This is a genomic window from Aromatoleum evansii, assembly GCF_045689615.1.
Lineage (GTDB): Bacteria > Pseudomonadota > Gammaproteobacteria > Burkholderiales > Rhodocyclaceae > Aromatoleum > Aromatoleum evansii.
Map to the genome: position 1 here is coordinate 3,390,428 of NZ_CP141259.1, position 24,729 is coordinate 3,415,156.

Consider the following 24,729-nt stretch of genomic DNA (forward strand, 5'->3'; position numbering starts at 1 on the left):
CACCGCGCGACGCGAAACCGGGGCGGGCCCTCGCCCCGGTTTTCCGTATGCGCCGCAGAGCACTAGCGCTGGAAACAGGTTTCGTTTCCGAAGTTTCCGCCTTTGAATTCGGGCTGGTAGTAATACTTCGTGAACGTCCACTTGCCGTTCTTGCCCTTTGCGAACGACGCCAGCCCGGTGCCGTAATCCTTGGGCGCCGGATCGGTGTTCGCGAAGAAGATGCCCATCTCCCTGCCCTTCGCCGCAGCGTGGCCGGGGTACTCGCCATATCCGGGCACCTCGAGCTTGAAGCGATAGGCGCCATGCTCGCCGTTGCTCTGCGACGGCACGAGCTCCAGGGTCACGACGCCGTTGTACGGCCCTTCATGGCTGTCCATGCCGCGGCAGTCATAGACACCGCTGTAATCCGTTCCCTTGAACGGCACTGGCGCCATGCGCATCGATGCGGGCTTCGCGGCGGTTGTCGTCTGCGCCAGCACGGACGCCGAACACAGCAACAGGACGAAAAAAGCGGACGAAGGAATTTTCATGGAAGCACCGGGTCGATGAGGGTTCGATATTCTAAATGCGAAGTTGCGCAAGACTTCAGCGTCAGAATTGAACGTCGAAGGAGATCCCGATGAGCGACAACACCTACACACCACCACGAGTCTGGAAGTGGGAGGCCCCCAGTGGTGGCAAGTTCGCCAACATCAACCGCCCGATCGCGGGCCCCACGCACGAGAAGCCGCTCCCGGTCGGCAAGCACCCCTTGCAGCTGTATTCGCTGGCGACACCGAATGGCGTGAAGGTCACGATCATGCTGGAGGAACTGCTCGAATGCGGGATCGCCGGGGCCGAGTACGATGCCCACCTGATCCGCATCTCCGAAGGCGACCAGTTCGGCAGCGGTTTCGTTGCGCTGAATCCGAACTCCAAGATTCCCGCCTTGCTCGACTGCAGCGTCACTCCGCCGCAGCGGGTGTTCGAGTCCGGTGCGATCCTGCTGTACCTCGCGGAGAAGTTCGACGCCTTCGTGCCGAAGACGCTCGCTGGGCGGACCGAGTGCCTGTCGTGGCTGTTCTGGCAGATGGGCAGCGCCCCCTTCCTGGGTGGCGGCTTCGGCCATTTCTACGTCTATGCCCCGGAGAAGTACGAGTACCCGATCAACCGCTATGCGATGGAGGCCAAGCGCCAGCTCGACGTACTGAACCGCCAGCTGGCCGAACGACGTTACGTCGCCGGCGAGGACTACACGATCGCCGATATCGCGATCTGGCCGTGGTACGGCGGGCTGGTGTTGAACCAGGTGTATGAGGCGGGGGAATTCCTCGAGGCGCACACCTACACGCATGTGCTGCGCTGGGCGCGGGAAATCGCCGAGCGCCCGGCCGTGCAGCGCGGGCGCAAGGTCAATCGCACCTGGGGCGAACCCGGCGAGCAGCTTCACGAGCGGCACGACGCGAGCGACTTCGAAACCCGCACGCAGGCCAAGCTCGCGACGGGGCAGAACAACTGAGGTAGGTCCCTGCGCGAGGAACCCTCGAGAGGCGCGTGCTCAGGCCGCCGCAGGCCCCTCCGCGTTGTTGCGCGTCTTGCGCGTCGGCACGGATTTCGGGTCGCAGGTGATCGGACGGTAGATCTCGACGCGGTCGCCGTCCTTGAGGGCGGCGTCGAGCTTGACCACCCGCGCATAGACGCCGACCTTCTGCAGCTTGAGGTCGATGTGCGGGAACAGCCCGAGAATGCCGGAACGCTCGATGGCGTCCTTGACGTTGCTGCCTTCGGGTAATTCGACCAGCAGCGATACCTGCTGGCCCGGTTCCGAATACGCCACCATGATCTGCATCGACAAGCTCCTTCAGCCTTGCGCCACGGGCACCGCTGCGGCCGCCCGCGCCCGCCGCCCCTCGAACACACGCTTCGCCGCGAGCAGCAAGCCGAGCACCGCGAAACCGCCCGGCGGCAGGATCAAAAGCAAGGCGCCCTCATAGGCCGGCACGCGCATTTCCAGGAACGCGAAACCCGGCCCCAACAGCAGGCTCGCCTGGGCGAACAACGTCCCGGCGCCGAACAGCTCACGGATCAGGCCGATCACCGTCAGGGCCAGTGTGAAGCCGAGCCCGGTCGCCAGGCCGTCGACGGCCGAAGCCGCGACGCCGTTCTTGCTCGCGAACGCTTCCGCGCGCCCTAGGATCGCGCAATTGACGACGATCAGCGCGATGAAGAGGCCCAGCACCTTGTACAGCTCGTGCGCCCACGCGTTCAGCGCCAGATCGACGATCGTCACCAGCGTCGCGATCAGCACGACGAAGACCGGGATGCGCACCTGCGTGCTGACGACGTCGCGGATCATCGAGACGAGCATGTTCGACACCACCAGCACCGCGGTGGTCGCCAGCCCCATCGCGAGGGCATTGGTGCCGGTAGTCGTCACCGCCATGGTCGGGCACAGCGCGAGCATCTGGGAAAACACGACGTTGTTCCCCCACAGCCCCTCGCGCAGGATGCGTGCGTGACTCATGAGCGACCTCCCAGGATTGCGGCGCGCTGCACCGAGAAGAATTCCAGCCCGGCGCGGACCGCCTTCACCACCGCGCGCGGCGTGATCGTCGCCCCCGCGAAGGCATCGAAAACGCCGCCGTCCTTCTTCACGGCCCACTGCGCAGGTGCCGGCTCGGCGAGCGACTTTCCGGTGAAACCGTCGATCCACGCCGACTTCGCGCGATCGATCTTGTCGCCCAACCCCGGCGTCTCGGCGTGCTTCAGCACGCGCACGCCAAGGACGCGCCCGTCCGCATCGACGGCCATCAGCAGCGCCACCTCGCCGGCGTAGCCGCGCTCGGCCATGCGGAAGACGGCGCCGACCGGAGCGCCCGCGCGCCGGGCGACGTGCACCCGCACCGGCCCGCGCGCGCCGTCGACCTCGACCACATCGGCCAACAGGTCGTTGTCGGCGAAACCCTTGGGCATGACCTGCGCGAGCGTGCTACGCAGGTCGCTCGCTTCGGCGGCCGCAATGGGCGCCTTCGTCGCGCCATGCGCCCACGTCAGCGCAGCGCCCGCCAGCAGGGCTGCCGCGGCGAGCAGGACGGGCTGATAGCCGAGCCGCTCGCGGATCGCGGCGATACCGCGCGGTCTCTCCAGGGCAGTCATTCGGCACTCCCTTGCGTGGCCCGGATCGGCGCACCGCGGCGCGTCCGCCCCAGGATCCGCGGGCGGCAATAGCGGTCGATGACCGGCGTCAGCGCATTGAACAGCAGCACCGCGAAGGCGATCCCCTCCGGGTAGCCGCCCCAGCTGCGGATGATCCAGGTCAGCAGGCCGATGCCGAGGCCGTAGAGCAGTTGCCCGGACGCCGTGTTCGGCGAGGTGACGTAATCGGTCGCGATGAAGAACGCGCCGAGGACGAGCGCGCCGGAGGCGAGATGCGTCGTCGCGGGAAGGTAGTGGGCCGGGTCGATCGCGTGCGCGATCGCGGCGGGGAGCGCGACCCCGGCCATTACGCCGATCGGAATGTGCCAGCCGATCACGCCGCGCGCGACCAGGTAGAGTCCGCCCAGAAGCAGCAGCAAAGCCCCCGTCTCGCCCAGGCTGCCCGGTCGGGCGCCGTGCCATGCCGAAAGCGTCCCGGCCGCGTCGAGCGCCTGCACAAGGTCGATGCCGCGCGACAGCTCGGTCTTGGCATGACCGAGGAGCGAGGCCGAGCTAACGGCGTCGGGCACGGGCATCGCGCCGAGCGTGATGCGCAATCCATCCATGAAACCCGGCGCACCGGCGGACCCGAGCGGAACCGGGGCGACCCAGTTGGTCATCGCCACCGGGAAGGACACGAGCAGCGCCACGCGCGCGACCATCGCCGGATTGAAGAGATTCTGCCCCAGCCCGCCGTAAACCTGCTTGCCGATAGCAATCGCGATGACGCCCCCGAGCGCACCGAGCCAACCCGGCGCCCAGGGCGGCAGGGACAGCGCGAGCAGCCAGCCGGTGAGCAGCGCCGAACCGTCCCACAGCCGGCTCTCGCAGCCGCGCAGACGCTGGCAGAAACCTTCCATGAGGAGCGTAGCCCCAATCGTGATGAGGAACAGATGCACCGCCGGCCAACCGAAGATCCACAAGCCGAACAGGGTCGCGGGCAGCAGCGCCAGCTGCACGCGCCGCATCGTGCGCCCGACATCCGCCCCGACATGCGCATGCGGAGCCGGTGCCGGCGTGAAAAATTCGCGGCCGCTCATGCGCAGACTCCGGATTCCTCGCTCTTGCGTTCGGCAGCCTTCTCCACGACCGCAGCGGCCTGTGTCGCCGCCGCCAGGGATGCCGCCGCGCGCCGCGCAAGCGCGTCGGCCTTGTCGCGTTCCTCGCGCTCGATCCGCTCGGTTTTCGCCCGCGTGAGGGTGCGGATCGTCTCGTTGCGCTGCGTGCCGCGCGCCCGCGCGGCGAGCTCTCCCTTCGCATGGTGGAAGTACTGCACCAGCGGGATGCGCGACGGACACACGTAGGCGCAGCATCCGCAGGCGATGCAGTCAGCAAGGCCGAAGCCCGTCGCCTTGTCGACCTCGCCGGCACGCACCCGCGCAGCGATCTCGAGCGGCAGCAGGCCAACCGGGCAGGCGCGCACACAATCGCCGCAGCGAATACATGGACCGCTTTCGCGCTCCCCGACCTCCGCAGCGTCGAGCACCAGGATTCCGCCCGTGCCCTTGATCACCGGCACTTCGAGCGTCGGCACCTGCATGCCGGTCATCGGCCCGCCCAGCAGTAGGCGTGCGGGCCCGCCGTGATCGGCACGCATCCCGCCGCAGAACGCGAGCACCTCCGCGGCGAGCGTGCCGATGGGCACTTCGACGTTCCCCGGCTCGCGGACGCAGGCGCCATTAACCGTGACGATGCGCGACACCAGCGGACGCCCGAACCGCACCGCGTTGCGCACCGCCACCGCAGTGCCGACGTTATGGACGACGACGCCGATATCCGACGGGCGCCCCTCCGCCGGCACCTCGCGCCCGGTCAGCACGAGGATCAGATGCTTTTCCGAGCCCATTGGATAGCGCGTCGGGATCACCTCGACGCGGACGCGCGGCTGCCCGGCAGCGGCCGCCCGCATCGCGGCGATCGCTTCGGGTTTGTTGTCCTCGATGCCGATCCGCGCCTCGCGCGCGCCCGTCGCGTGCAGCATGATCGCGATGCCATCGACGGCCTCCGAGGCACGGTCGCGCATCAGGCGGTCGTCGCAGGACAGGAAGGGTTCGCACTCGCTGGCGTTGATGATCAGGAGTTCCACGCGCGCACCGAGTCCGCCAGAGATCTTCACCGCCGACGGAAACGCCGCGCCGCCCAATCCGACCACACCCGCCCGCGCGACGCGCCGGCCGATCTCTGCCGGGTCGAGCGCGAACGGATCGTCGCAGCCTTCCAGCTCACACCACTCGTCACGGCCGTCGCTCGCGATCGTGATCCCGCGCACCGGCAAGCCGGACGGATGCGGCGCGGTAATGTCGCCGATCGCCACCACGCGTCCGGACGTCGGCGCATGGATCGCCGCGGAGACCGCGCCCTGCGGCTCGCCGATGCGCTGGCCCTTATTCACCAGATCGCCGACGGCGACCATGGCACGCGCCGGACTGCCGATGTGCTGCGCAAGGGGCACGTACACGCGGGCCGGCGGCGGCATCACCCGCAACGGAGCGTCGGCGGCGGGACGCTTGTGGTCGTCCGGATGCACGCCGCCGCTGAAATGCGCCGCGCGCAGGAATCGATCTAGAATGCCCATACCCTGCTCCTCCTCAGGCTCGCAACGCCGGTTTCGGCCAGAACCACTGCTGCAGCGTCACCGGCAGCGGCTGCATCACCATCGCCTCGGTCGGGCACTGATCGATGCACTGTGCGCAGCCGCTGCACGCATCACGCAGCACGTTATGGATCTGCTTCGGCCCACCCAGGATCGCATCGGTCGGGCACGCGCGGATGCAGCGCGTGCAGCCGATGCAGATCGATTCGTCGATGTCCGCGACCAGCGGCCCCGGATCGTCCGCGCCGCCGAGCTCGACGCTCACGCCCAGACGCTGCGCGATCGTCACCGCGAGCGATCGCCCGCCGGGCGGGCAACACGCCGGAGACGCGTCCCCCGCCGCGATCGCCGCCGCCGCTCCGGCGCAGCCGGGAAAACCGCACTGACCGCAGTTGGAACCGGGCATCAGCGCCTCGATTTCCTCGACCAGAGGATTGCCCTCCACATGGAAGAAGCGGTTCGCGATACCGAGCACGGCGCCCAGCACCGCTCCGAGGATCGTGAGACTGAGGATGGCGGCAAGCATGATGTGTTCTCCTCAGGCCGGGATGAGCCCGGAAAAGCCCATGAAGGCGAGGCTCAGCAGGCTTATGGTGATGAAGGCCGCGGGCGCGCCCGAAAAGGCTGCGGGCACGCTGGCGAGCGCGAGACGTTCGCGCAGGCCGGCGAAGATGAGCAGGACGATGGTGAAGCCGAGCGCGGAGCCGAAGCCGAACAGCACGCTCTTGAGGAATCCGTAACCCTGCTGCACGTTCAGCAGCGCCACGCCCAGCACCGCGCAGTTGGTCGTGATCAGCGGCAGGTAGATGCCCAGGCTCTCGTACAGTGCAGGACTCGTCTTGCGGATCGCCATCTCGGTGAATTGCACCGCGGCGGCAATAACCAGGATGAAGCTTAGGATGCGCAGGAAGCCGAGCTCGAACGGCGCCAGCAGCCAGTGTTCGAGCATCCAGCTCGCCGCAGCGGCGAGCGTGATCACGAAGGTGGTCGCCAGCCCCATCCCCAGCGCCGCATCGATGCTCTTCGAAACCCCCATCGTCGGGCACAGGCCGAGGAACTTCACCAGCACCACGTTGTTGATGAGCGCGGTCGACAGGAGCAGCAGCAGGTATTCGTTCATGCCGCGTTCCTCTGTCCGCCAGTGTCACCCGCAAGCGCGCTTGCGTGCCGCAGTACCCGTGGTCCCTCCGCCGCCCGCACGCCGGCCCAACGTGCAAGTGCGAGGCCCGCCGCCAGGCCGCCCGCCATCGCCAGGGCGATGATGTGGTCGCCGCCGCCCGCCATGTCCGCCAGCAGCGCCGCCCCCAGCATCACGGCCAACGGCAGCGCGTACGCCGTCAGCGCGGCCCGCGCCAGCGCATCGTCGCGCAGCCCGACGACGATCCTGTCACCGACGGCAAGCCGATCCGCCGCGACGGGGACGCAGCGCGCCGCCAGGCGCCCTGCCCGCCCGCCCCCCGCTGCACGCGCCAGCGTCGCAGCGCCGCACAGCGAGGCCGCCGCGCATGCACCGCAACCGCTGCGCTGCTCGGGCTGGAGCCAGGCAACCGCCCCTTCGATGGCAACCACAAACGCCTCGGCTTCGACCAGGCGAAGCGCCCGGTCGTTGTTGTCTGCAGGAGAGCGAGAGTCCCGACACATTTGTTTGATTTCCAACAGTAGCTTTTACAAACGATACATTTTTCCTCGCATTTTCGTCAATGGTGTTACGCGATAAAGTCGAGAATCAGACTCGGCTGAACCGCCGCCTGCTCTGTGCCTCCCCCGCCTATCTCAAGTCGCGCGGTCGCCCCGACGTCCCGGCGGATTTGCGGCGCGATGATTGCATCGTGGTGCGGCAGAACGAATCGGCGTGCGGCGTGTGGCGGCTGGCGCGCGGCAAGGAGGGCGAGGCGGAGAAGGTGCACGGCAAGCTCAGCACCAACGACGGCGAGGTGGCGCTGAACTGGGCGCTGGACGGGCACGGCATCCTGATGCGCTCCGACTGGGACATCGCCGAGTACCTGCGCAGCGGCCGCCTGCAGCAGGTGCTCGCCGACTACGAGACGCCGGCGGCGGACATCTATGCGGTGTATCTGGAGCGACTGAACCTGTCGGCGAAGGTGTCGTTCTTCGTCGAACACCTGCGCGAATACCTCAGCACGCACGCGGACAGTCCTGAGAGTAGGAAATCGGCGTGGTGAGCGGCGGTCGAATTACGGGCCTTTACTCGTAGCGAGTCGGGAGTGAAAGATCCTGACGATCTGCTCGTCGGCGAGAATTTGAAAACGCGGCGCTGCAGAATATCGAAGACCCGACCGCGCACTCAGCTTGCGTGCGCAAGAACCTCGGCGGCCCATTGGTTGATGCTCTTGCCGTGAGCCTCCGCCATCATCGCCGCGTGCAGGGGCAGTGTGCGTAACCGCGGTAACATGGCGGTTCGCCGACCGGTTTCGGCCGGCGAACCGCGTCCCGCACATCACGTCACGATGAAATCCCCGGCCTCCAGGGTCGGCGTGCCGGTCAGCGTTGCGATCTGAACGGCTGCTCCCGCACCAATGCCGTCGGCGTCGTAGTAAAGGCCGCCGGTACTCGTGTTGTAGAGCACGTAGTCGTTGGCATCGGCGGCCTCGCCCGTCGCGCTGGAGACGAAGTTCGCGGCCGAGAGGCTGCCGGTCGCGGCGAGTTTCCTGAAGATCTGGTTCTCCAGTTGGATCGTGTCGGTCGTGCCGTCGAAGTCCGTCAGCGTATCGATGTTGGTCGCACCCAGGGTGCTGTCGAAGCGGAAGACATCCGCGCCCGCGCCTCCTGTCAGTTCGTCGAGCCCCAGACCACCCACCAGCACGTCGTTCCCGGCTCCGCCCCGGAGCACGTCGTTGCCGGCAAGCCCTTTCAGGGTGTCCGCACCGTCGCTGCCCGACAGGAGGTTCGCCAGCGCGTTCCCCGTGCCGCTCAGGCCAGTCTGCCCGGTCAGTACGAGGTTTTCGACGTTTGTACCCAGGGTGTAGCCGATGCTCGACACGACCGTGTCCGAGCCTCCCGACGCGCTGCCCTCGGAGACCACGTCCTTGACGTTGTCCACGATGTACGTGTCATCTCCATTGCCGCCGGTCAACCTGTCCGCGCCGGCGCCTCCGTCGAGTGTGTCGTTGTAGGCGGTGCCGGTCAGGGTATTCGCGCCGGCATTGCCGATCAGCGTCAGGCCGTTCAGGACCGCCGATGCGTCCACATTCAGGGCCGTCGTTCCCGAGGTGTTTGCCGTGGCTCCCGTGCCCGTGCCTGCGACGACCTTGTCGATGCCGGTGTCCGACGCATAGAGCTTCAAGGTGCTCGCGGAGGCCGACGTGAAGCGGACTTCATCCGTACCGGTCGCACCCGTGTCGGAGATTTCCGCTGCCAGGTGATCGGACGCGAGGTTGATCACATACAGGTCGGAGCCCTCCCCGCCCAGCAGCTTGTCCGTCCCCGCGCCGCCATCCAGCATGTCGTTGCCGTCCAGCCCGTACAGCGTGTCGCTTCCGCCAAGGCCGGTGAGGCTGTCGTGGCCGCCATCGCCGTAGAGCGTATCGTTGCCGCCGGATCCGGTCAGGGTGAGATTCGGGATGGGTAGCACGGGGGCCGTGGCGAGGCTGTTGACGCTTTCCGTCGTACCGTAGCCATCGACATAGCTGGCGATGACGGAAATGGTCCTGCCCACGTCGCTTGCGGCGAGCGTGTAGCTGCTTCCGGTCGCGCCGGCGATTGCGGCACCATCGACGCTCCACTGGTAGCTGAGCAGCCCGACTCCGTCTTCATCCGCCAGGTTGCTGGTCGCGGTCAGGGTCTGGCCCTGCATCGCGGTTCCATCGATGACCACCTCTCCGGTCGGCTGGTCGTTGACGTTGGCGACGGGAACCGTCGGCGCACTCGCAACGCTTTCGGCAGCGCCGAAGCCATCGACATAACTCACGGTGACCACAACGCTCTTGCCCACGTCACCCTGCTTGAGGGTGTAGCTGATCCCGTTGGCACCTGCGATTGCTACGCCGTCCACACTCCACTGGTAGCCAAGTGCGCCTAGCCCATCGACGTCCGCAAGGGTGTGGAAGGCCGCGAGCGTCTGTCCCTGGATTGCCTCGCCAACGACAAGAACCTCACCGGTGGGCGCATCGTTCAGGTTCGCCACCGGCGACATCGTGAAGCCGGTGACGCTCTCGGTCATCCCGAAGCCGTCGACGTAAGTGGCGGTCACGGTAATGTTCTTGCCCACGTCAGCCTGCGACAGGGTGTAGCTGTCTCCGATCGCACCGTCGATCGCGACGCCGTTGGCACTCCACTGGTAATGAAGCTCGCGGATTCCGTCGGCGTCCGCCAGGGTATTGGACGCAACGAGGGTCTCGCCCTGCACCGGAGCGCCGCCGATCGTGACCTCGCCGGTCGGCGCGTCATTGACGTCCGTCACGGCCATCATCGACATCGTTTGCGCGTTCCACACGGTGCCGTCGCCGAACTGGATCTCCTGCATTGCGCCCGGCGCGAAACGCAGTTCGTCGTTGGTGCCGACGATACGCAGAACATATTGCTCGGACTGGGGGCCGCTGATGTACGGATCGAAGGTGCCGGGACGATACAACAGCATCACCTGGCTGGGGTCGATGGTCGGGCCGACAACGATGCGACTCTGTACCATCCAATTGGCGGGCCCGTCAAAGATGGTGTCGGAGCCACCGCCTGCGGCGAGCACGTAAGTGTCTGAGCCGCCACCGCCGTCCAGTCGATCGTTACCGGCGCCGCCGTCGAGCACGTCGTCGCCGCCGTTGCCCATCAGCTGGTCGTCGCCCGCGCCGCCCAGCAGCACGTCCTGCCCTTCCGTGCCCCACAGCCAATCATTGCCTGCCGTGCCTTGCTGCAGCTGCGTCTGCCATACCACCTGGTCGATGGCGAACTGGTCCCACACCGTGCCGTCGCCGAACTGGATTTCCTGGATCGAGCCGGGATTGAAGCGCAGCTCGTCGTGCGAGCCGAGCAGGCGCAGCACGTACTGGTCGCCCGTCCACTGGCCGTACGAGTCGTAGCCGCCAGGCTTGCGCACCAGCGTCACCTTGCTCGGGTCAATCGTCGGGCCGGTGACGATACGGTTCTGTTCCATCCAGGTGGCGCCGCCGTCCATGATGGTGTCGGAGCCGCCGCCTGCGGCGAGCACGTAGGTGTCCGAACCGGCGCCGCCCTCAAGCCGGTCGTCGCCCGCGCCGCCGTCGAGCACGTCGTTGCCGCCATGACCCATCAGCTGGTCGTTGCCCGCGCCGCCCAACAGCACATCCTGGCCGTCCGCGCCCGACAGCCAGTCATCGCCTGCCGTGCCCTGCTGCAGCTGCGTCTGCCACACCGCCTGGTCGATGACGAACTGGTTCCACACGGTACCGTCGCCGAACTGGATTTCCTGGATCGTTCCGGGATTGAAGCGCAGCTCGTCATCCGAGCCGAGCAGGCGCAGCACGTACTGGTCGCCCGTCCAATTGCCGAACGCGTCGTAGCCGCCGGGTTCGCGCACCAGCATCACCTGACTCGGGTCGATGGTCGGCCCGGTGACGATGCGGTTCTGTTCCATCCAGGTGGCGCCTCCATCCATGATGGTGTCGGAGCCGCCGCCTGCGGCGAGGACGTAGGTGTCCGCGCCCGCGCCACCTTCCAGCCGGTCGTTCCCGGCGCCGCCGTCGAGCACGTCGTCGCCGCCGTGACCCATCAGCTGGTCGTTGCCCGCGTCGCCCAGCAGCACGTCCCGGCCGTCCGCGCCCGACAGCCAGTCGTTGCCCGCCGTGCCCTGCTGCAGCTGCGTCTGCCACACCGCCTGGTCGATGGCGACCTGGTTCCACACCGTGCCGTCGCCGAACTGGATTTCCTGGATCGAGCCCGGGTTGAAGCGCAGCTCGTCTTGCGAGCCGATCAGGCGCAGCACGTACTGGTCACCCGTCCAATTGCCATACTGGTCATAGCCGCCGGGCTCGCGCACCAGCATCACCTTGCTCGGGTCGATGGTGGGCCCGGTGACGATGCGGTTGTTCTCCATCCAGTAGGGTCCGTCGAAGATGGTGTCGGAGCCGCCGCCTGCGGCGAGGACGTAGGTGTCCGCGCCCGCGCCGCCCTCGAGCCTGTCATTGCCCGCGCCGCCGTCGAGCACGTCGTTGCCGCCGTGACCCATCAGCTGGTCATCGCCGGCCCCACCCAGCAGCACGTCCTGGCCCTCGGTCCCCCACAGCCACTCATTGCCCGCCGTGCCCTGCTGCAGCTGCGTCTGCCATACCGCCTGGTCGATGGCGAACTGGTCCCACACCGTGCCGTCGCCGAACTGGATCTCCTGGATCGAGCCCGGGTTGAAGCGCAGCTCGTCTTGCGAGCCGAGCAGGCGCAGCACGTACTGGTCGCCTGTCCAGTTGCCGAACGCATCGTAGCCGCCGGGCTCGCGCACCAGCATGACCTGGCTCGGGTCGATGGTCGGGCCGGTGAGGATGCGGTTCGACTCCATCCAGTAGGAGGCCCCGTCGACAATCGTGTCGGAGCCGCCGCCTGCGGCGAGGACGTAGGTATCCGCGCCCGCGCCGCCCTCGAGCTTGTCGTTGCCGGCACCGCCGTCGAGCACATCGTTGCCGCCGTTACCCATCAGCTGGTCGTTGCCCGCGCCGCCCAGCAGCACGTCCTGGCCCTCGGTTCCCGACAGCCAGTCGTTGCCCGCAGTGCCCTGCTGCAGCTGCGTCTGCCATACGGCCTGGTCGATGGCGAACTGGTCCCACACCGTGCCGTCGCCGAACTGGATTTCCTGGATCGAGCCCGGGTTGAAGCGCAGCTCGTCGTGCGAGCCGAGCAGGCGCAGCACGTACTGGTCGCCCGTCCAATTGCCATACTGGTCATAGCCGCCGGGTTCGCGCACCAGCATCACCTGGCTCGGGTCGATGGTGGGCCCGGTGACGATGCGGTTGCTCTCCATCCAGTAGGGTCCGTCGAAGATGGTGTCGGAGCCGCCGCCTGCTGCGAGGACGTACGTATCGGAACCGGCGCCGCCCTCGAGTTTGTCGTCGCCCGCGCCGCCGTCGAGCACGTCGTCGCCGCCGTTGCCCATCAGCTGGTCGTCGCCCGCGCCGCCCAGCAGCACGTCCTGCCCTTCCGTGCCCGCCAGCCAGTCGTTGCCCGCCTTGCCTTGCTGCAGCTGGGTCTGCCATACCGCCTGGTCGATGGCGAACTGGTCCCACACCGTGCCGTCGCCGAACTGGATCTCCTGGATCGAGCCCGGGTTGAAGCGCAGCTCGTCTTGCGAGCCGAGCAGGCGCAGCACGTACTGGTCACCCGTCCAATTTCCATACTGGTCATAGCCGCCGGGCTCGCGCACCAGCATCACCTTGCTCGGGTCGATGGTGGGCCCGGTGACGATGCGGTTGTTCTCCATCCAGTAGGGTCCGTCGAAGATGGTGTCGGAGCCGCCGCCTGCGGCGAGGACGTAGGTGTCCGCGCCCGCGCCGCCCTCGAGCCGGTCGTCGCCGGCGCCACCGTCGAGCACATCGTCGCCGCCGTTGCCCATCAGCTGGTCGTCGCCCGCGCCACCCAGCAGCACGTCACGACCTTCCGTGCCCCACAGCCAGTCGTTGCCCGCCATGCCCTGCTGCAGCTGCGTCTGCCACACCGCCTGATCGATGGCGAACTGGTCCCAAACGGTACCGTCGCCGAACTGGATCTGCTGGATCGAGCCCGGATAGAAACGCAACTCTTCATCGGAGCCCAACAGCTTCGCGACGTACTGATTGGAAGCGGGATCACGGTACAGCACCAACTGCTTCGGGCCAATCGACGGCGCGGTGACGATCTGATGGTTGGCGCTGTCGATATAGATCAGGCTATCAAGCATATTGAATACTCGGTAATGGGTAAATGATCTGATGTGAATCGGGGCTGGGAATGAGCCATACACACGCAATCAGCACGAAAACATTGCGTGGCGGGAAACAGATAGACAAACAAAGAACTTCGGCATAATAAATTATGCCGAAGGCGCAACACACTTCTTTTTCTCGGGAGATACGGCGCAAGAGCCATCGTCGTGCGCCGGGCAATGAGTCGATGTCGGCAGCTTATTCCACCCTTCCCGGCCTCCCCGACTCATCCACGCCGGTCGCAACTGTTGCCTTGGTTGTGCGCGACAGCATCTTCGGGACATCAAGCGGGCGCCAGTAGCTTCCGCCTGCCGAGACGCAGCTCCACGCCCACCGCACCCAGCCGGTAAGCGCGATCGCGAGCCACAGCGCCCAGCCGAGCATCATCAGTCGATACGCGAACACGGGGATGCTGAAGAACTCCGCGCTCGGTGTCGTTCCGTCGAGGCGGTCGAGGTACCACCTCAAGCTGAACGCGGTCGAACCGTTTCCGGTCACGAGCATCTCGGGATAGCCGAGCAGGCCCTGTCGCAGCGCCGACAGCAGCGCGCTCGCCGCCAGCAGGGTAAAGATCAGCAGCAGCGCCTGGAACAGGTTGAAGCGCCAAGGCGAGGGATCGACATAGTTGCGCCGGATCGCAAGCAACACGAACCAGCCGATGACGAAGAACGCCGAGGCAACGGACGACTGGACGAGCCCGACGCCGAGGAGGATCCAGGTCACCATCCCCAGCGGCCCCGGCACGACGCGGGACAGGACGGCGGCGATCGCGACCACTACGATGAGCACGCCCCACAGCAGCACCGCCGGGCCGACCAGCGGCCCCTTGGTGAACAGCACCACGCGGTCCTGCGGCACGGCAAGGGTGATGCTTGCGTTAACCGCCTGTGCACCGAGGTCCAGTTGCGACGAACGATAGTGGTTCGATGCCGCAGAGACGTCGCGCCAGTCGAGCTGCACGGAATGCTCGCCGGGCGTGATCGGCAGCGCAAGTCGGCCCTTCTCCGCCCGTAGCGGCTGCACCTGGCCGTCGATCCGTACCGACAGGAGTTCCGCGCCATCGGGCAGGCCGATGACGTGATTGCCGCCGGCGCTGCTGCGAAGTCGCAGCCTGGCGGATGCGTCCGAAGAGCGCTGTCCGACGGTGGTGTCGATCTGGACCTCGTCGAAGGTGAGGGTTCCGCCGTCCATGCCCGACGGGCGAGACAGGGTCAGTTCGACCGCTTCGCCGGGCCAGAGCTGCCAGCGCGGCTGCCACGTGCCGCCGCTGGTCCACACCGCCGGCGCCAGCCCGGACGATTCGACATGCCACGACGGCGTTGCCGACACCGTCCAGCGCTCGATCTGGCCGGGGTGCGTCGAAGTCACCAGTCGCAGTCTGTCGGCGTGCTCGAGAACGCTGGTAAAGCTCCGCGATGCGCCGGGCGCAAGATCGACGACCGCTTCTCCGTCCTCGACCTTGATGCCGGGATCAGTAACGGCCTCGCCCGCCAGCAGCGGAATTCGCACGCTGGTCTGCAGCGCGCTTGGTCCCTGACGGCGCACGACGGTGCGCACGGTCCAGGTCTGGTCGAAGATGACGTGCCGCTCGACCTCGGCAAATGGCGGCAAATCGGCCCCGCCCGCGAACTCTTTGTCCGCCTTCGCCTGCGTTTCACGCAGCCGTGACAGCGTCAGCGTTTCGGTCGCGAGCCCCCTTGCATCGATGCCGGACAGGCTCCAGCGCTCGAGCAGCGTGCTCACGCGTCGCGGCGCCAGCGGGAGATGGACCGGCACCTCGTCCTGATGGGCCGGGATGACGATCTCGATCGACGTGATGCCTGGGCGCACGCTCGCCCAGATCACTCCCTTGTCGTCGCGCAGCAGCGCCGGCGACTGCCCGCCCGCGAGCACGGACGAGGGCCGGATGTTCGCTCCGGGGCTGGGCAATGGCACCACCGTGCGGGCCTGCGCATGAACTTCGAGCTTCAGCGTGATCGTGTTGCCGGCGGCCTCGATGCGCATGTCGGCGAGGTCTGCGCACACCGGCGCGCACGCCGGCGCGGGATCGGGAGCAAGGAGTCGCGTGCGCAGCTCCCCGAGCAGCGCTTCCGACGGAAATGCCGATTGCGCCCGTGCATCGGTCGTCGTCGCCCCCATCCCGACAACCGCCACGACACCCAGCACCGCCGCGGAACTCAGCGCGCCGCGCAGCTTGCGCATCATGGCTGCGCGATCGAACTCCCAGCAGCGCCACAGCGCGAGCCCGAGCAGCAGCACCGAGAGCACCGACCACAGCGCAGAGCCTGCGGGGGGCAGCAAGGTCAGGGACAGGTTCTGACCGCTCGCGATCGGACCCTGCGACGCAAGCTCGATCACCGTCCAGCGCCAGCTCGGGATTCCGGGCCCGGTCTGGACCTTGAGGTTTGGATCGGGCCGGCTCGCCGCGGTGCGTGCCGTATCCTCCCGGGAGAGCGGAGCCACGAGCGAGGCCGCCTCGTCGCGCAGCTTGCGCTCGACGTAGTTCTCCGCCTCCTGTGCGACCGGAGGCGCGGGCGGCCGGGCGGACGCAGGTGCACGTGCCGCCCGGCTCATTCCCGCGGTGGCCTGCGAATAGCTCATCCCGAGGGCCGGATACATGGCCTGGCGGATCTGATCGACGGCGAAGGGAACGAGCATGACGGCGATCAACACCCCGCTGAAGAGCGCGCCGCGTGCCGCCCAACCGCGCAGCTTCGCATTGGCTGGAACCGCTGCCGCAATCGCACGGAAGAGGACCAGCGCCAGCCACATGAATTTCGGCGCCCCCCACGTGTGCCACGTCAGTACGAGCCCCGCGAGCAGGATCAGGGCGGGCAGCGGGCCGACGACCCGGAAGGTCACCGCCGCGATCAGCAGAACGCCGAAGATGTCCCACAGTGTCCACGACATCAGCCATTCGCCCTGCACCGAATCCGCGCCCGCGGCGTGTATCAGGCGCCATCCCGGTGGCAGGTTGAGCTCGGCCGCCCAGCCGCTGAGCGGCACGGTCCAGCCACTCGCGGGAATCTCCCGCACCGACGAGTCGATGCGGCTGTCGGCCTCCAGCGCGATCGACGCCTCGCGCAGTTCCACGCCGCGGCCGGCCGCACTACGCGTCACCGGGAGATCGACGCCGTTGACCGACACCCGCCCCAGCGCGAACTGCTCTGGCAGGTCCAGCCGCCAGCTGCGGCCGATCGTTCCGCTTATCCTGTCCTGCACGGAGAATCCGCCACCGTCGAAGTCGAGCCACAGCGTGCGGCGAATCTGCAGGCGATCCGCCGCCCCGCCCGCATCCCCGCGCTGCACCTCGGCGATCCTCAGGGACTTTCCCGGCTGCAGCACGAAGGTCGGAAGGCCGGCCCATTCCGCCGGTACGCCCACGGATTTGGGATCGACTGCGGGCGGCCCCTCCAGATTCACCACGCGCACCGCGTTGCGCGGCGCGAAGGACCACACCTCCTGCTCTCCCGCCCCCTCCGGCAACTGTAGCTCGCTCGCGGGGCTCATCCTGCGCGACGTGACGTTCAGCACCCACGAACCGGCGCGCGCCTGCACCTTCAGGCTGCCGTCGGCGTCGATGCGCGCCGGCAGCCCCCCTTCAACGGCCAGCGGAACGAAGCCCTCAAGCACTGCATGCGGAACGCGCACCTCGCGCTGCCGGCCCGCAATCGAGAACTCGTAGCGCACCGTCGAAAGCATCGGCACGTCGTCGGTGAACTGCCGGAATACGCGTGTGGACAGCGAGTCGTCCGTGCCATCCTTGTCCGGCGCGGCGCGCAGCCAGAGCTGGCCGGAAGCATCCGGCTGACTCGTGAAGCGCTCGCCGTCGATGGTGACGGATACCTTCGCCACCTGCCGCGGCAGCTGCAGGTTCAGCGGCAGACGTTGCCAGTCGAAGCGCCCGGCGACCACGTGATGTCCCGGTCCCACGCGCAGCGACGGCCGCCCGTTTGCAGGCACGACCGCCACCGGTTCGCCGTCCAGGCGCACCTCGCGCGGCCAGGTCTCGATGTCGCCGGGCAATTCCACCGCCCCGTCGCCGAAGGCGTCGACCGTCATGGTGAAGGCGCCCTGCCGGGCCGAGAGCTGCATCTCGATGCCCGCCGGCCAGATGCAATGCACGGGTTCCGGTTCGGATGCCGTGCGCGGGCACTCCGGCGCCGGCGGATTATGGCGGGCCCAATCGACCCAGGGGCGGAGCGGCGGCGGGACCTCCTCCGGGCTCATCCGGCCGGTGCCGGCGTGGGCAAGGGAAACGCAGGCCAGCAGGCCTGCCAGCAGGGCAAGGATTCCTTGACGCTTCATCGCTCGCGGCTCCGCCGATCGAATCCGCGGCGAGCATTGTTGCCGGCTTGCGCGGATCAGGATCGTATGACAAAGAAGTCATCATAATGCCCGACCAGTCCGTCGGGATATGAACTTCTTCCGGAGTAGCAAGACGCGATACCTGGGGTGCGCCTATGCAACGCCAGCCGCTTCCGGATGAGGCGTCCCCAGTGCGTCAGGGAGCCGGATAACGAGCCAGTATACCCGCTGCCTGCTGCGCAAAGATGCCGTGTACAGCCTTGGTCGGATGGATCCCATCCCAGAAGAAGTATTTGTCCGGCTGCTGGCAGGTATAGGGAGGCACGTTGGGAGTGACGCAGGGATCCGTCACGTTTGTCAGACCGAAGCTGCCCGGCGCCGTGACGATGCTCGTCATCTGTGTCGCGATGTCCATGCGTGCAATCTGAATGTCGGGCAGGCCGGCAAGCGGCGCCAGCACGTTCTGCGACAGGGCCAGGTTGAAGGCTTGCGTCAGGCCGGAGGCCAGCGCGGCGGTGCCCGGAGCGAACTGCTCCAGGAAGCTGACGGCCGGCACCAGATCCAGGCGCGGCACATTCACGACGAGGAATTTCCTGGCGCCGGCAAAGTACAAGGTTTCAATATGAGAGGCGATGCTGCCCAGAGCATTCGCGATGACCGTGTTCGCGGCTCCCATCGCCTGAGCGGGGTCGCTGGTATCCTGGAGCGTGGCGGCGAACGCGACCATGGCATCGCGCACGTCATTGCTGCCAATCTCGATTGCATACAGGGCGTCAGCCGGGGCGTTGTTCCCGACGTCCTCGAGGAATACCCGCACCTGATCCGGCAGGTTTACCCGACCCGGGAAATCCACCGCGCGCGCGCCGCCGACCGCATAGTTCGAGGCCTTGCCTTTGTCCCGGAAGGCCGGGCCCACATCGCGGGCAAACCCACGCCCGACGGCGTACTGTTCGATCCACGTCGCGCCGTTGCTCAGATGATGCCCACCCTTGGCATAGGGCGCACTGGGCACGAGCGTTTCGTCCAGGCCCTCGTAATGCGGTGGCGTGGTTTGACGAACCGGGCTATCCAGATCCAGGCCGTCCACAGGATGCGTGAGTAGCGCAAACCCGTTACCGGGATCGGAGATGCTCGTGCCGAAGACGACGATGTTGCTGAAATCCAGTTGCGCACTGGCGATTCCCGGCAGAGCCAGGACCAGTGCAGCGGACAGGAGGCGCGTCCAGGTACCCAGTTTGTTCTTCATTCTTTCACCTATGGCCAGCCAGTAAGTCATGCGGATTGAGCCGTCATCGGACGGGGAACACAACCGGAATATGCCGAAGCGGATCGGTCGCGGATCGATCCTTTTAGCATAGCGTCGGACAAATGACTATCAAGTGAAATGTTGCCGCCCAGGACAACTTCCGGCCGGGCACGACCGCTGCCCCCGCGCAGTTCGCGCTACCTCAGCAAACGATCCAGCCGATTCGCGAACGCCTGTCGATCACCGGCGCTGAATGCCGCCGGCCCGCCGGTGTCCACGCCGGTGCTGCGCAGGGTGTCCATGAAGTTGCGCATGTCGAGCAGTTGGCGGATGTTTTCCTTGCCGTAGAGTTCGCCGCGCGGCGACAGCGCGTGGGCGTCCTTTTCGACGATTGCGGCGGCGAGCGGGATGTCGGCGGTGATGACCAGATCCCCGGCCTGCACGTGCGCGGCGATGTACTTGTCGGCCTCGTCCAGGCCGCCCGGGACCTGGATCATCCGGATCAGCGGTGATGCCGGAACGCGCAGATACTGGTTGGCAACCAGGGTGAGCGGACGTTTGGTGCGCTCGGTGGCGCGAAAGAGGATTTCCTTGATGACGCCGGGGCAGGCGTCGGCGTCGACCCAGATGTGCATGAAAATGTCCTGTTGTCAGTGCCGGATGCAGATCTTGCCGAAATGCCGGCCGCTGGCGAGGTATTGCATCGCTTCGCGCAGCTCCTCGAACGGGAAGCTGCGGTCGACGACGGGGCGCATGCCGCTGTGTGCAATCGCGCGCGACATGGCGAGGAAGTCCTCGCGGTTGCCGACGGTGATGCCCTGCAGGCGGACGTGGCGGGTGACGACGAGGCCGAGCGGCGCGTCCATGGCGCCGCCGCCGAGCACGCCGATCAGGCTGAGCGTGCCCCCAGGCCGGACTGCGCGCAGCGATTGCGCGAGCGTGCCCTGCCCGCCGACTTCGATGACGTGGTCGACGCCGCCGTTGCCCGCGGCATCGCGCGCGATGCGGCCCCACTCGGGGGTCGAGCGGTAGTTGATGGTGACGTCGGCGCCCATTTCACGGACACGTTCGAGCTTCTCGTCGCTGGACGAGGTGCAGATGACCCGCGCACCGAGCAGCCTGGCGAACTGCAGTGCGAACAGCGACACACCGCCGGTGCCCTGCACCAGGACCGTGTCACCGGCCTTCACGCGCCCTTCCGTGACCAGCGCTCGCCATGCGGTCACCGCGGCGGTGGGCAGGGTGGCGGCCTCGGTGTCGTCGAGGTGCGCGGGGACGTGGGCAACCGTGGCGGCCGGGACGACCATGTATTCGGCCATGGTGCCGTCGCTTTCGCAGCCGAGGCTGCGCGCCATGTGCTCCGAGCTCGGCTCGCCCCCGGGCCAGGTCGAGAAGAACAGCGGGCAGACACGGTCGCCGATGTGGAACGCGTCAACGCCGCTACCGACCTGATCGATGCGTCCGACGCCATCGCTGAGCATGATCAGCGGCAGCGCTTGCATGCGGGATCCGTAGCCACGCCGCGGCACGAGCAGGTCACGATAGTTGAGCGCGGAAGCGAGCATCCTGAGCCGCACCTCACCCGGCCCGGCGACGGGGTCGGGGCGCTCGCCGATGCGCAGGTTGTCGTCTGACCACGCGTTTTCGACCTGGAAGACTCTCATCCGAACTCCTCGCAACGTGGTGATGGCAGTGTGGGGATACTAATCCATGTGCGGCCGTTCGCCGGCATCGCAGCGCCGCTCCAGGCGACTGGACGTGCTCGAGCGCCGCACGGCGGGATACGCTGCGCTGCTCCCGCCCCACGAGACGGGGCCATCATCGGCGGCAGCACGATCACATACGCCGCGGACGCGCAAAAAAAAGTCCGGGCACCATAACCCGGACCTGCAAAACCCCTCTGGAGAGAAGGGGGAGAACACTGTGTGCCGGCGACTATTGCAGCTCGACCAGCAGATCCTTCGCGGCGACCTTGTCGCCGGGCTTCACGAACACGGCCTTCACCACGCCGTCGCGGTCGGCAGTGAGCGCCGTTTCCATCTTCATCGCTTCGATCGAGACGAGCGGCGTGCCCTTGGCGATCTTCTGCCCGACATGCACCGCCACCGTCACGACCGCGCCGGGCATCGGCGCACCGATGTGGTTGGGGTTGGCTTCGTCCATCTTCGGATGGCGCCGTCCGGTCGGCGCGGCGCCCGCCTTGGGGATGCGCTGCAGGCGCGGCTGGCCGTTGAGCTCGAAGAAGACCTTCACGCGTCCCTCCTCGTCCGGCGTGTCGCTGCTACCGGTCTGGCGCACGATCAGGCTCTTGCCCTTCTCGATGTCGACGCTGATCTCCTCGCGGTCCTTGAGTCCGTAGAAGAACACCGGCGTCGGCAGCAGCGACACGTCGCCGAAGCGCGCGTGGTGCGCGGCGTAGTCCTTGAAGACCTTGGGGTACATCAGCCACGAGGCGAGATCGGTGTCGGAGATCTGGCGGCCGGTGGCGGCCTGGGCTTCGGCACGCGCGGCGTCGAGGTCGACCGCGGGCAGGAAGTCGCCGGCGCGGCCCTTGAGGGGCTCGGCGCCCTTGAGGACCTTGCGTTCCAGCTCCTTGGGGAAGCCGTCGGGCGGGAAGCCCAGTTCGCCCTTGAAGAGCGAGATCACCGACTCGGGGAAGGCGATCTCCTTGGCGGGGTCGCGCACTTCCTCGGGCGTCAGATCGTTGGCGACCATGAAGAGCGCCATGTCGCCGACGACTTTCGACGTGGGCGTGACTTTCACGATGTCGCCGAAGAGCTGGTTCACGTCGGCGTAGGCCTGCGAGACTTCGGGCCAGCGGTGGTCGATGCCCATCGCGCGGGCCTGTTCGCGCAGGTTCGTGTATTGGCCGCCTGGCATCTCGTGCTTGTAGACGTCGGAGGTGCCGCAGCGGATGTCGGCCTCGAAGGGCGCATAGGCGCGGCGCACGCCCTCCCAGTAGTGCGACAGCGACTGCATCGCCTCCAGGTCGAGGCCGGTGTCGCGCTCGGAGCCGGCGAGGGCCGCGGCGATGGAGCCGAGGTTCGGTTGTGACGTGAGGCCGCTCATCGCGTCCATCGCGCCGTCGACCGCATCCACGCCCGCCTCGATCGCGGCGAGCACGCTCGCTGCGGCGATGCCCGAGGTGTCGTGGGTGTGGAAGTGGATCGGCAGGCCCACCTCTTCCTTCAGCGCCTTCACGAGGGCCTTGGCGGCGCGCGGCTTGCACACGCCCGCCATGTCCTTGATGCCGAGGATGTGGGCGCCGGCCTTCTCCAACTGCTTGGCGAGATCCACGTAGTACTGCAGGTTGTACTTCGGACGGCTCGTGTCGAAGAGGTCGCCCGTGTAGCAGATCGTGCCTTCGCACAGGGCGCCGGCTTCATTCACGGCGTCCATCGCGACGCGCATGTTGTCGATCCAGTTGAGCGAATCGAACACGCGGAACACATCCACGCCCTCCTTCGCCGCCTGCTGCACGAAGTAGCGCACGACGTTGTCGGAGTAGTTGGTGTAGCCGACGGCGTTCGAGGCGCGCAGCAGCATCTGGAACAGCACGTTGGGCACCGCGGCTCGCAGACGCGCGAGGCGCTCCCACGGGTCCTCTTTCAAGAAGCGCAGCGCGACGTCGAAGGTCGCCCCACCCCAGCATTCGAGCGAGAAGAGCTCGGGCACGAGGCGCGCGTAGTGCGGCGCGATTTCCAGCATGTCGCGCGTGCGCATGCGGGTGGCGAAGAGCGACTGGTGGGCGTCGCGCATCGTGGTGTCGGTGAGGAGCACGCGGCGTTCGTTCTTCATCCACTCGGCGAAGCGCTGCGGGCCGAGTTCCTTGAGGCGGTCGCGCGTGCCGGCGGGCGGCGCGGCGGCGAGGTCGACCTGCGGCTTGATGGGCTTGGCGAGCGGGAGCTTGGGCGCCTGCCGGCCGGCCATCTCGGGGTTGCCGTTGACGCTGACTTCGCCGAGGAACTTCAGCAGCTTGGTCGCGCGGTCCTGGCGCTTCTGGAAGCGGAAGAGCTCGGGCGTGGTGTCGATGAAGCGCGTGGTGCATTCGCCGGAGCGGAAGAGCGGATGCGCGATGACGTTCTCGAGGAACTGCAGGTTCGAGGACACGCCGCGGATGCGGAATTCGCGCAGGCCGCGGTCCATGCGGGCAATCGCCTCGTCCGGGCTGTGGCCCCAGGCGGTGACTTTCACCAGCAGCGAGTCGTAGAACGGGGTGATCACGGCGCCGGTATAGGCGGTGCCGCCGTCGAGGCGCAGGCCGAAGCCGGCGGCGCTGCGGTAGGCGGTGATGCGGCCGTAGTCGGGGGTGAAGCTGTTCTCCGGGTCTTCGGTGGTGACGCGGCACTGCAGCGCGTGGCCGTTGAGGCGGATGGCCGCTTGCGCGGGGAGGTAGGCGTCTTCGCCGCCGATGCGGGCGCCTTCGGTGACGCGGATCTGGGCCTTGACGATGTCGACGCCGGTGACCTGTTCGGTGACGGTGTGTTCGACCTGAATCCGGGGGTTCACTTCGATGAAGTAGAAGGCGCCGGTGTCGGCGTCCATCAGGAATTCGACGGTGCCGGCGTGGGTGTAGTGCGCGGCACGGCACAGTTTCAGCGCGGCGTCGCACAGTTCGGTGCGGCGCGCGTCATCCAGGTAGGGGGCGGGGGCACGTTCGACGACCTTCTGGTTACGCCGCTGCACCGAGCAATCGCGCTCGAAGAGGTGCACGAGGTTGCCGTGGGTGTCGCCCAGCACCTGCACTTCGACGTGGCGGGCGCGGCGGACGAGTTTTTCCAGGTACACCTCGTCGTTGCCGAAGGCGGCGAGCGCCTCGCGGCGGGCGACGTCGAGCAGGCCGGGGAGCTCCTCCTCGTTCTCGATCGCGCGCATGCCGCGCCCGCCGCCGCCCCAGCTGGCCTTGAGCATCAGGGGGTAGCCGACTTCGCGCGCGAGGCGCTTGATCTCGTCGAGCTCGCGCGGCAGCGCGCCGGTGGCGGGCACGACCGGCACGCCGGCGGCGATCGCGAGGTTGCGCGCGGCGACCTTGTTGCCCAGATCGCGCATCACCTGCGGCTGCGGGCCGATGAAGGCGATGCCGGCGGCGGCGCAGGCTTCGGCGAATTCGGGGTTCTCGGACAGGAAGCCGTAGCCGGGGTGGATCGCGTCGACCTCGGCGTCCTTGGCGACGCGGATGATGTCGGCGATGTCGAGGTAGGCGGCGATCGGCTTCTGGCCGTTGCCCACGAGGTAGGACTCGTCGGCCTTGAAGCGGTGCAGCGCGAAGCGGTCCTCGTTGGCGTAGATCGCCACCGTGCGGATACCCAGTTCGCTCGCGGCGCGGAACACGCGGATCGCGATTTCGCCACGGTTGGCGACGAGGATGCTCTTGATCGGTTTCATGTGGCTGCCCTGCTTTTCTGGCTTCTAGCTGATTGTGGTTACTGACGAGTTAGTCCGATGCCGAACACGGCCGTCGTCATGGCCGCGACCCTTCGGGAATTTAAAGCCGTATGCCCCTACTTCGATGTTCGGTATGCGACATGTTC

18 protein-coding genes are annotated in these 24,729 nt (G+C 67.3%); 2 read left to right on the forward strand and 16 right to left on the reverse strand.

Annotated elements, in window-relative coordinates; genetic code table 11:
• Positions 1-62: 62 nt before the first annotated feature.
• Positions 63-530 (reverse strand): hypothetical protein, encoded by a 468-nt coding sequence (locus U5817_RS15920; protein WP_407278009.1) that lies wholly within the window; start codon positions 528-530, stop codon positions 63-65.
• A gap of 89 nt (positions 531-619) precedes the next feature.
• Here U5817_RS15920 and yghU point away from each other — a divergent pair, with 89 nt between their 5' ends.
• Positions 620-1,498, forward strand: coding sequence for a glutathione-dependent disulfide-bond oxidoreductase (gene yghU, locus U5817_RS15925; protein WP_407278010.1), 879 nt, complete (start codon positions 620-622; stop codon positions 1,496-1,498).
• Between the two features lie 39 nt (positions 1,499-1,537).
• Here the strand turns inward: yghU and U5817_RS15930 are convergent, their stop codons facing one another.
• From U5817_RS15930 to U5817_RS15965, 8 genes are read right to left on the reverse strand one after another with little or no spacing between them, the layout of a single operon-like run.
• Positions 1,538-1,828 (reverse strand): RnfH family protein, encoded by a 291-nt coding sequence (locus tag U5817_RS15930; RefSeq protein WP_169125867.1) that lies wholly within the window; start codon positions 1,826-1,828, stop codon positions 1,538-1,540.
• Between the two features lie 12 nt (positions 1,829-1,840).
• Entirely contained in the window at positions 1,841-2,503 is a 663-nt protein-coding gene (locus U5817_RS15935; protein WP_407278011.1) for an electron transport complex subunit E, read from the reverse strand.
• Positions 2,500-3,135 carry an electron transport complex subunit RsxG gene (rsxG, locus tag U5817_RS15940; RefSeq protein WP_407278012.1) on the reverse strand — a complete coding sequence of 212 codons (636 nt, stop codon included), beginning with the start codon at positions 3,133-3,135 and terminating at the stop codon, positions 2,500-2,502. The genes U5817_RS15935 and rsxG overlap by 4 nt, the downstream gene beginning before the upstream one ends.
• Positions 3,132-4,214, reverse strand: a complete 1,083-nt coding sequence (locus tag U5817_RS15945; protein ID WP_407278013.1) for an RnfABCDGE type electron transport complex subunit D — start codon at positions 4,212-4,214, stop codon at positions 3,132-3,134. Before U5817_RS15945 ends, rsxG begins: the two co-directional genes overlap by 4 nt.
• Positions 4,211-5,749, reverse strand: coding sequence for an electron transport complex subunit RsxC (rsxC, locus tag U5817_RS15950; protein WP_407278014.1), 1,539 nt, complete (start codon positions 5,747-5,749; stop codon positions 4,211-4,213). The genes U5817_RS15945 and rsxC overlap by 4 nt, the downstream gene beginning before the upstream one ends.
• Before the next feature lie 13 nt (positions 5,750-5,762).
• Positions 5,763-6,293, reverse strand: a complete 531-nt coding sequence (locus U5817_RS15955; protein WP_407278015.1) for an RnfABCDGE type electron transport complex subunit B — start codon at positions 6,291-6,293, stop codon at positions 5,763-5,765.
• Between the two features lie 12 nt (positions 6,294-6,305).
• Positions 6,306-6,887, reverse strand: coding sequence for an electron transport complex subunit RsxA (rsxA, locus tag U5817_RS15960; RefSeq protein WP_169125872.1), 582 nt, complete (start codon positions 6,885-6,887; stop codon positions 6,306-6,308).
• Positions 6,884-7,336, reverse strand: coding sequence for a SoxR reducing system RseC family protein (locus U5817_RS15965; RefSeq protein WP_407278016.1), 453 nt, complete (start codon positions 7,334-7,336; stop codon positions 6,884-6,886). The genes rsxA and U5817_RS15965 overlap by 4 nt, the downstream gene beginning before the upstream one ends.
• A gap of 131 nt (positions 7,337-7,467) precedes the next feature.
• On the opposite strand from U5817_RS15965, the gene U5817_RS15970 reads away from it, so the two are divergent.
• Complete coding sequence (locus U5817_RS15970) at positions 7,468-7,950, forward strand: LysR substrate-binding domain-containing protein (protein ID WP_407278017.1); 483 nt, start codon at positions 7,468-7,470, stop codon at positions 7,948-7,950.
• Between the two features lie 122 nt (positions 7,951-8,072).
• On the opposite strand, the gene U5817_RS15975 is transcribed toward U5817_RS15970, so the two are convergent.
• The 7 genes from U5817_RS15975 to U5817_RS16005 form a co-directional block, all read right to left on the reverse strand.
• Complete coding sequence (locus U5817_RS15975) at positions 8,073-8,180, reverse strand: toxin-antitoxin system HicB family antitoxin (RefSeq protein ID WP_211167002.1); 108 nt, start codon at positions 8,178-8,180, stop codon at positions 8,073-8,075.
• Positions 8,181-8,225: 45 nt separating this feature from the next.
• A complete protein-coding gene (locus tag U5817_RS15980; RefSeq protein ID WP_407278018.1) occupies positions 8,226-13,619 on the reverse strand; it encodes a hypothetical protein in 5,394 nt (1,797 codons plus the stop codon).
• A gap of 223 nt (positions 13,620-13,842) precedes the next feature.
• A complete protein-coding gene (locus U5817_RS15985) occupies positions 13,843-17,952 on the reverse strand; it encodes a hypothetical protein (RefSeq protein ID WP_407278019.1) in 4,110 nt (1,369 codons plus the stop codon).
• Between the two features lie 196 nt (positions 17,953-18,148).
• Positions 18,149-19,198 carry an SGNH/GDSL hydrolase family protein gene (locus U5817_RS15990; protein ID WP_407278020.1) on the reverse strand — a complete coding sequence of 350 codons (1,050 nt, stop codon included), beginning with the start codon at positions 19,196-19,198 and terminating at the stop codon, positions 18,149-18,151.
• Between the two features lie 197 nt (positions 19,199-19,395).
• Positions 19,396-19,833 carry a YaiI/YqxD family protein gene (locus U5817_RS15995; RefSeq protein WP_407278021.1) on the reverse strand — a complete coding sequence of 146 codons (438 nt, stop codon included), beginning with the start codon at positions 19,831-19,833 and terminating at the stop codon, positions 19,396-19,398.
• Positions 19,834-19,848: 15 nt separating this feature from the next.
• Complete coding sequence (locus U5817_RS16000; RefSeq protein ID WP_407278022.1) at positions 19,849-20,862, reverse strand: NAD(P)-dependent alcohol dehydrogenase; 1,014 nt, start codon at positions 20,860-20,862, stop codon at positions 19,849-19,851.
• Between the two features lie 271 nt (positions 20,863-21,133).
• Positions 21,134-24,583, reverse strand: a complete 3,450-nt coding sequence (locus tag U5817_RS16005) for a pyruvate carboxylase (RefSeq protein ID WP_407278023.1) — start codon at positions 24,581-24,583, stop codon at positions 21,134-21,136.
• Positions 24,584-24,729: the final 146 nt, after the last annotated feature.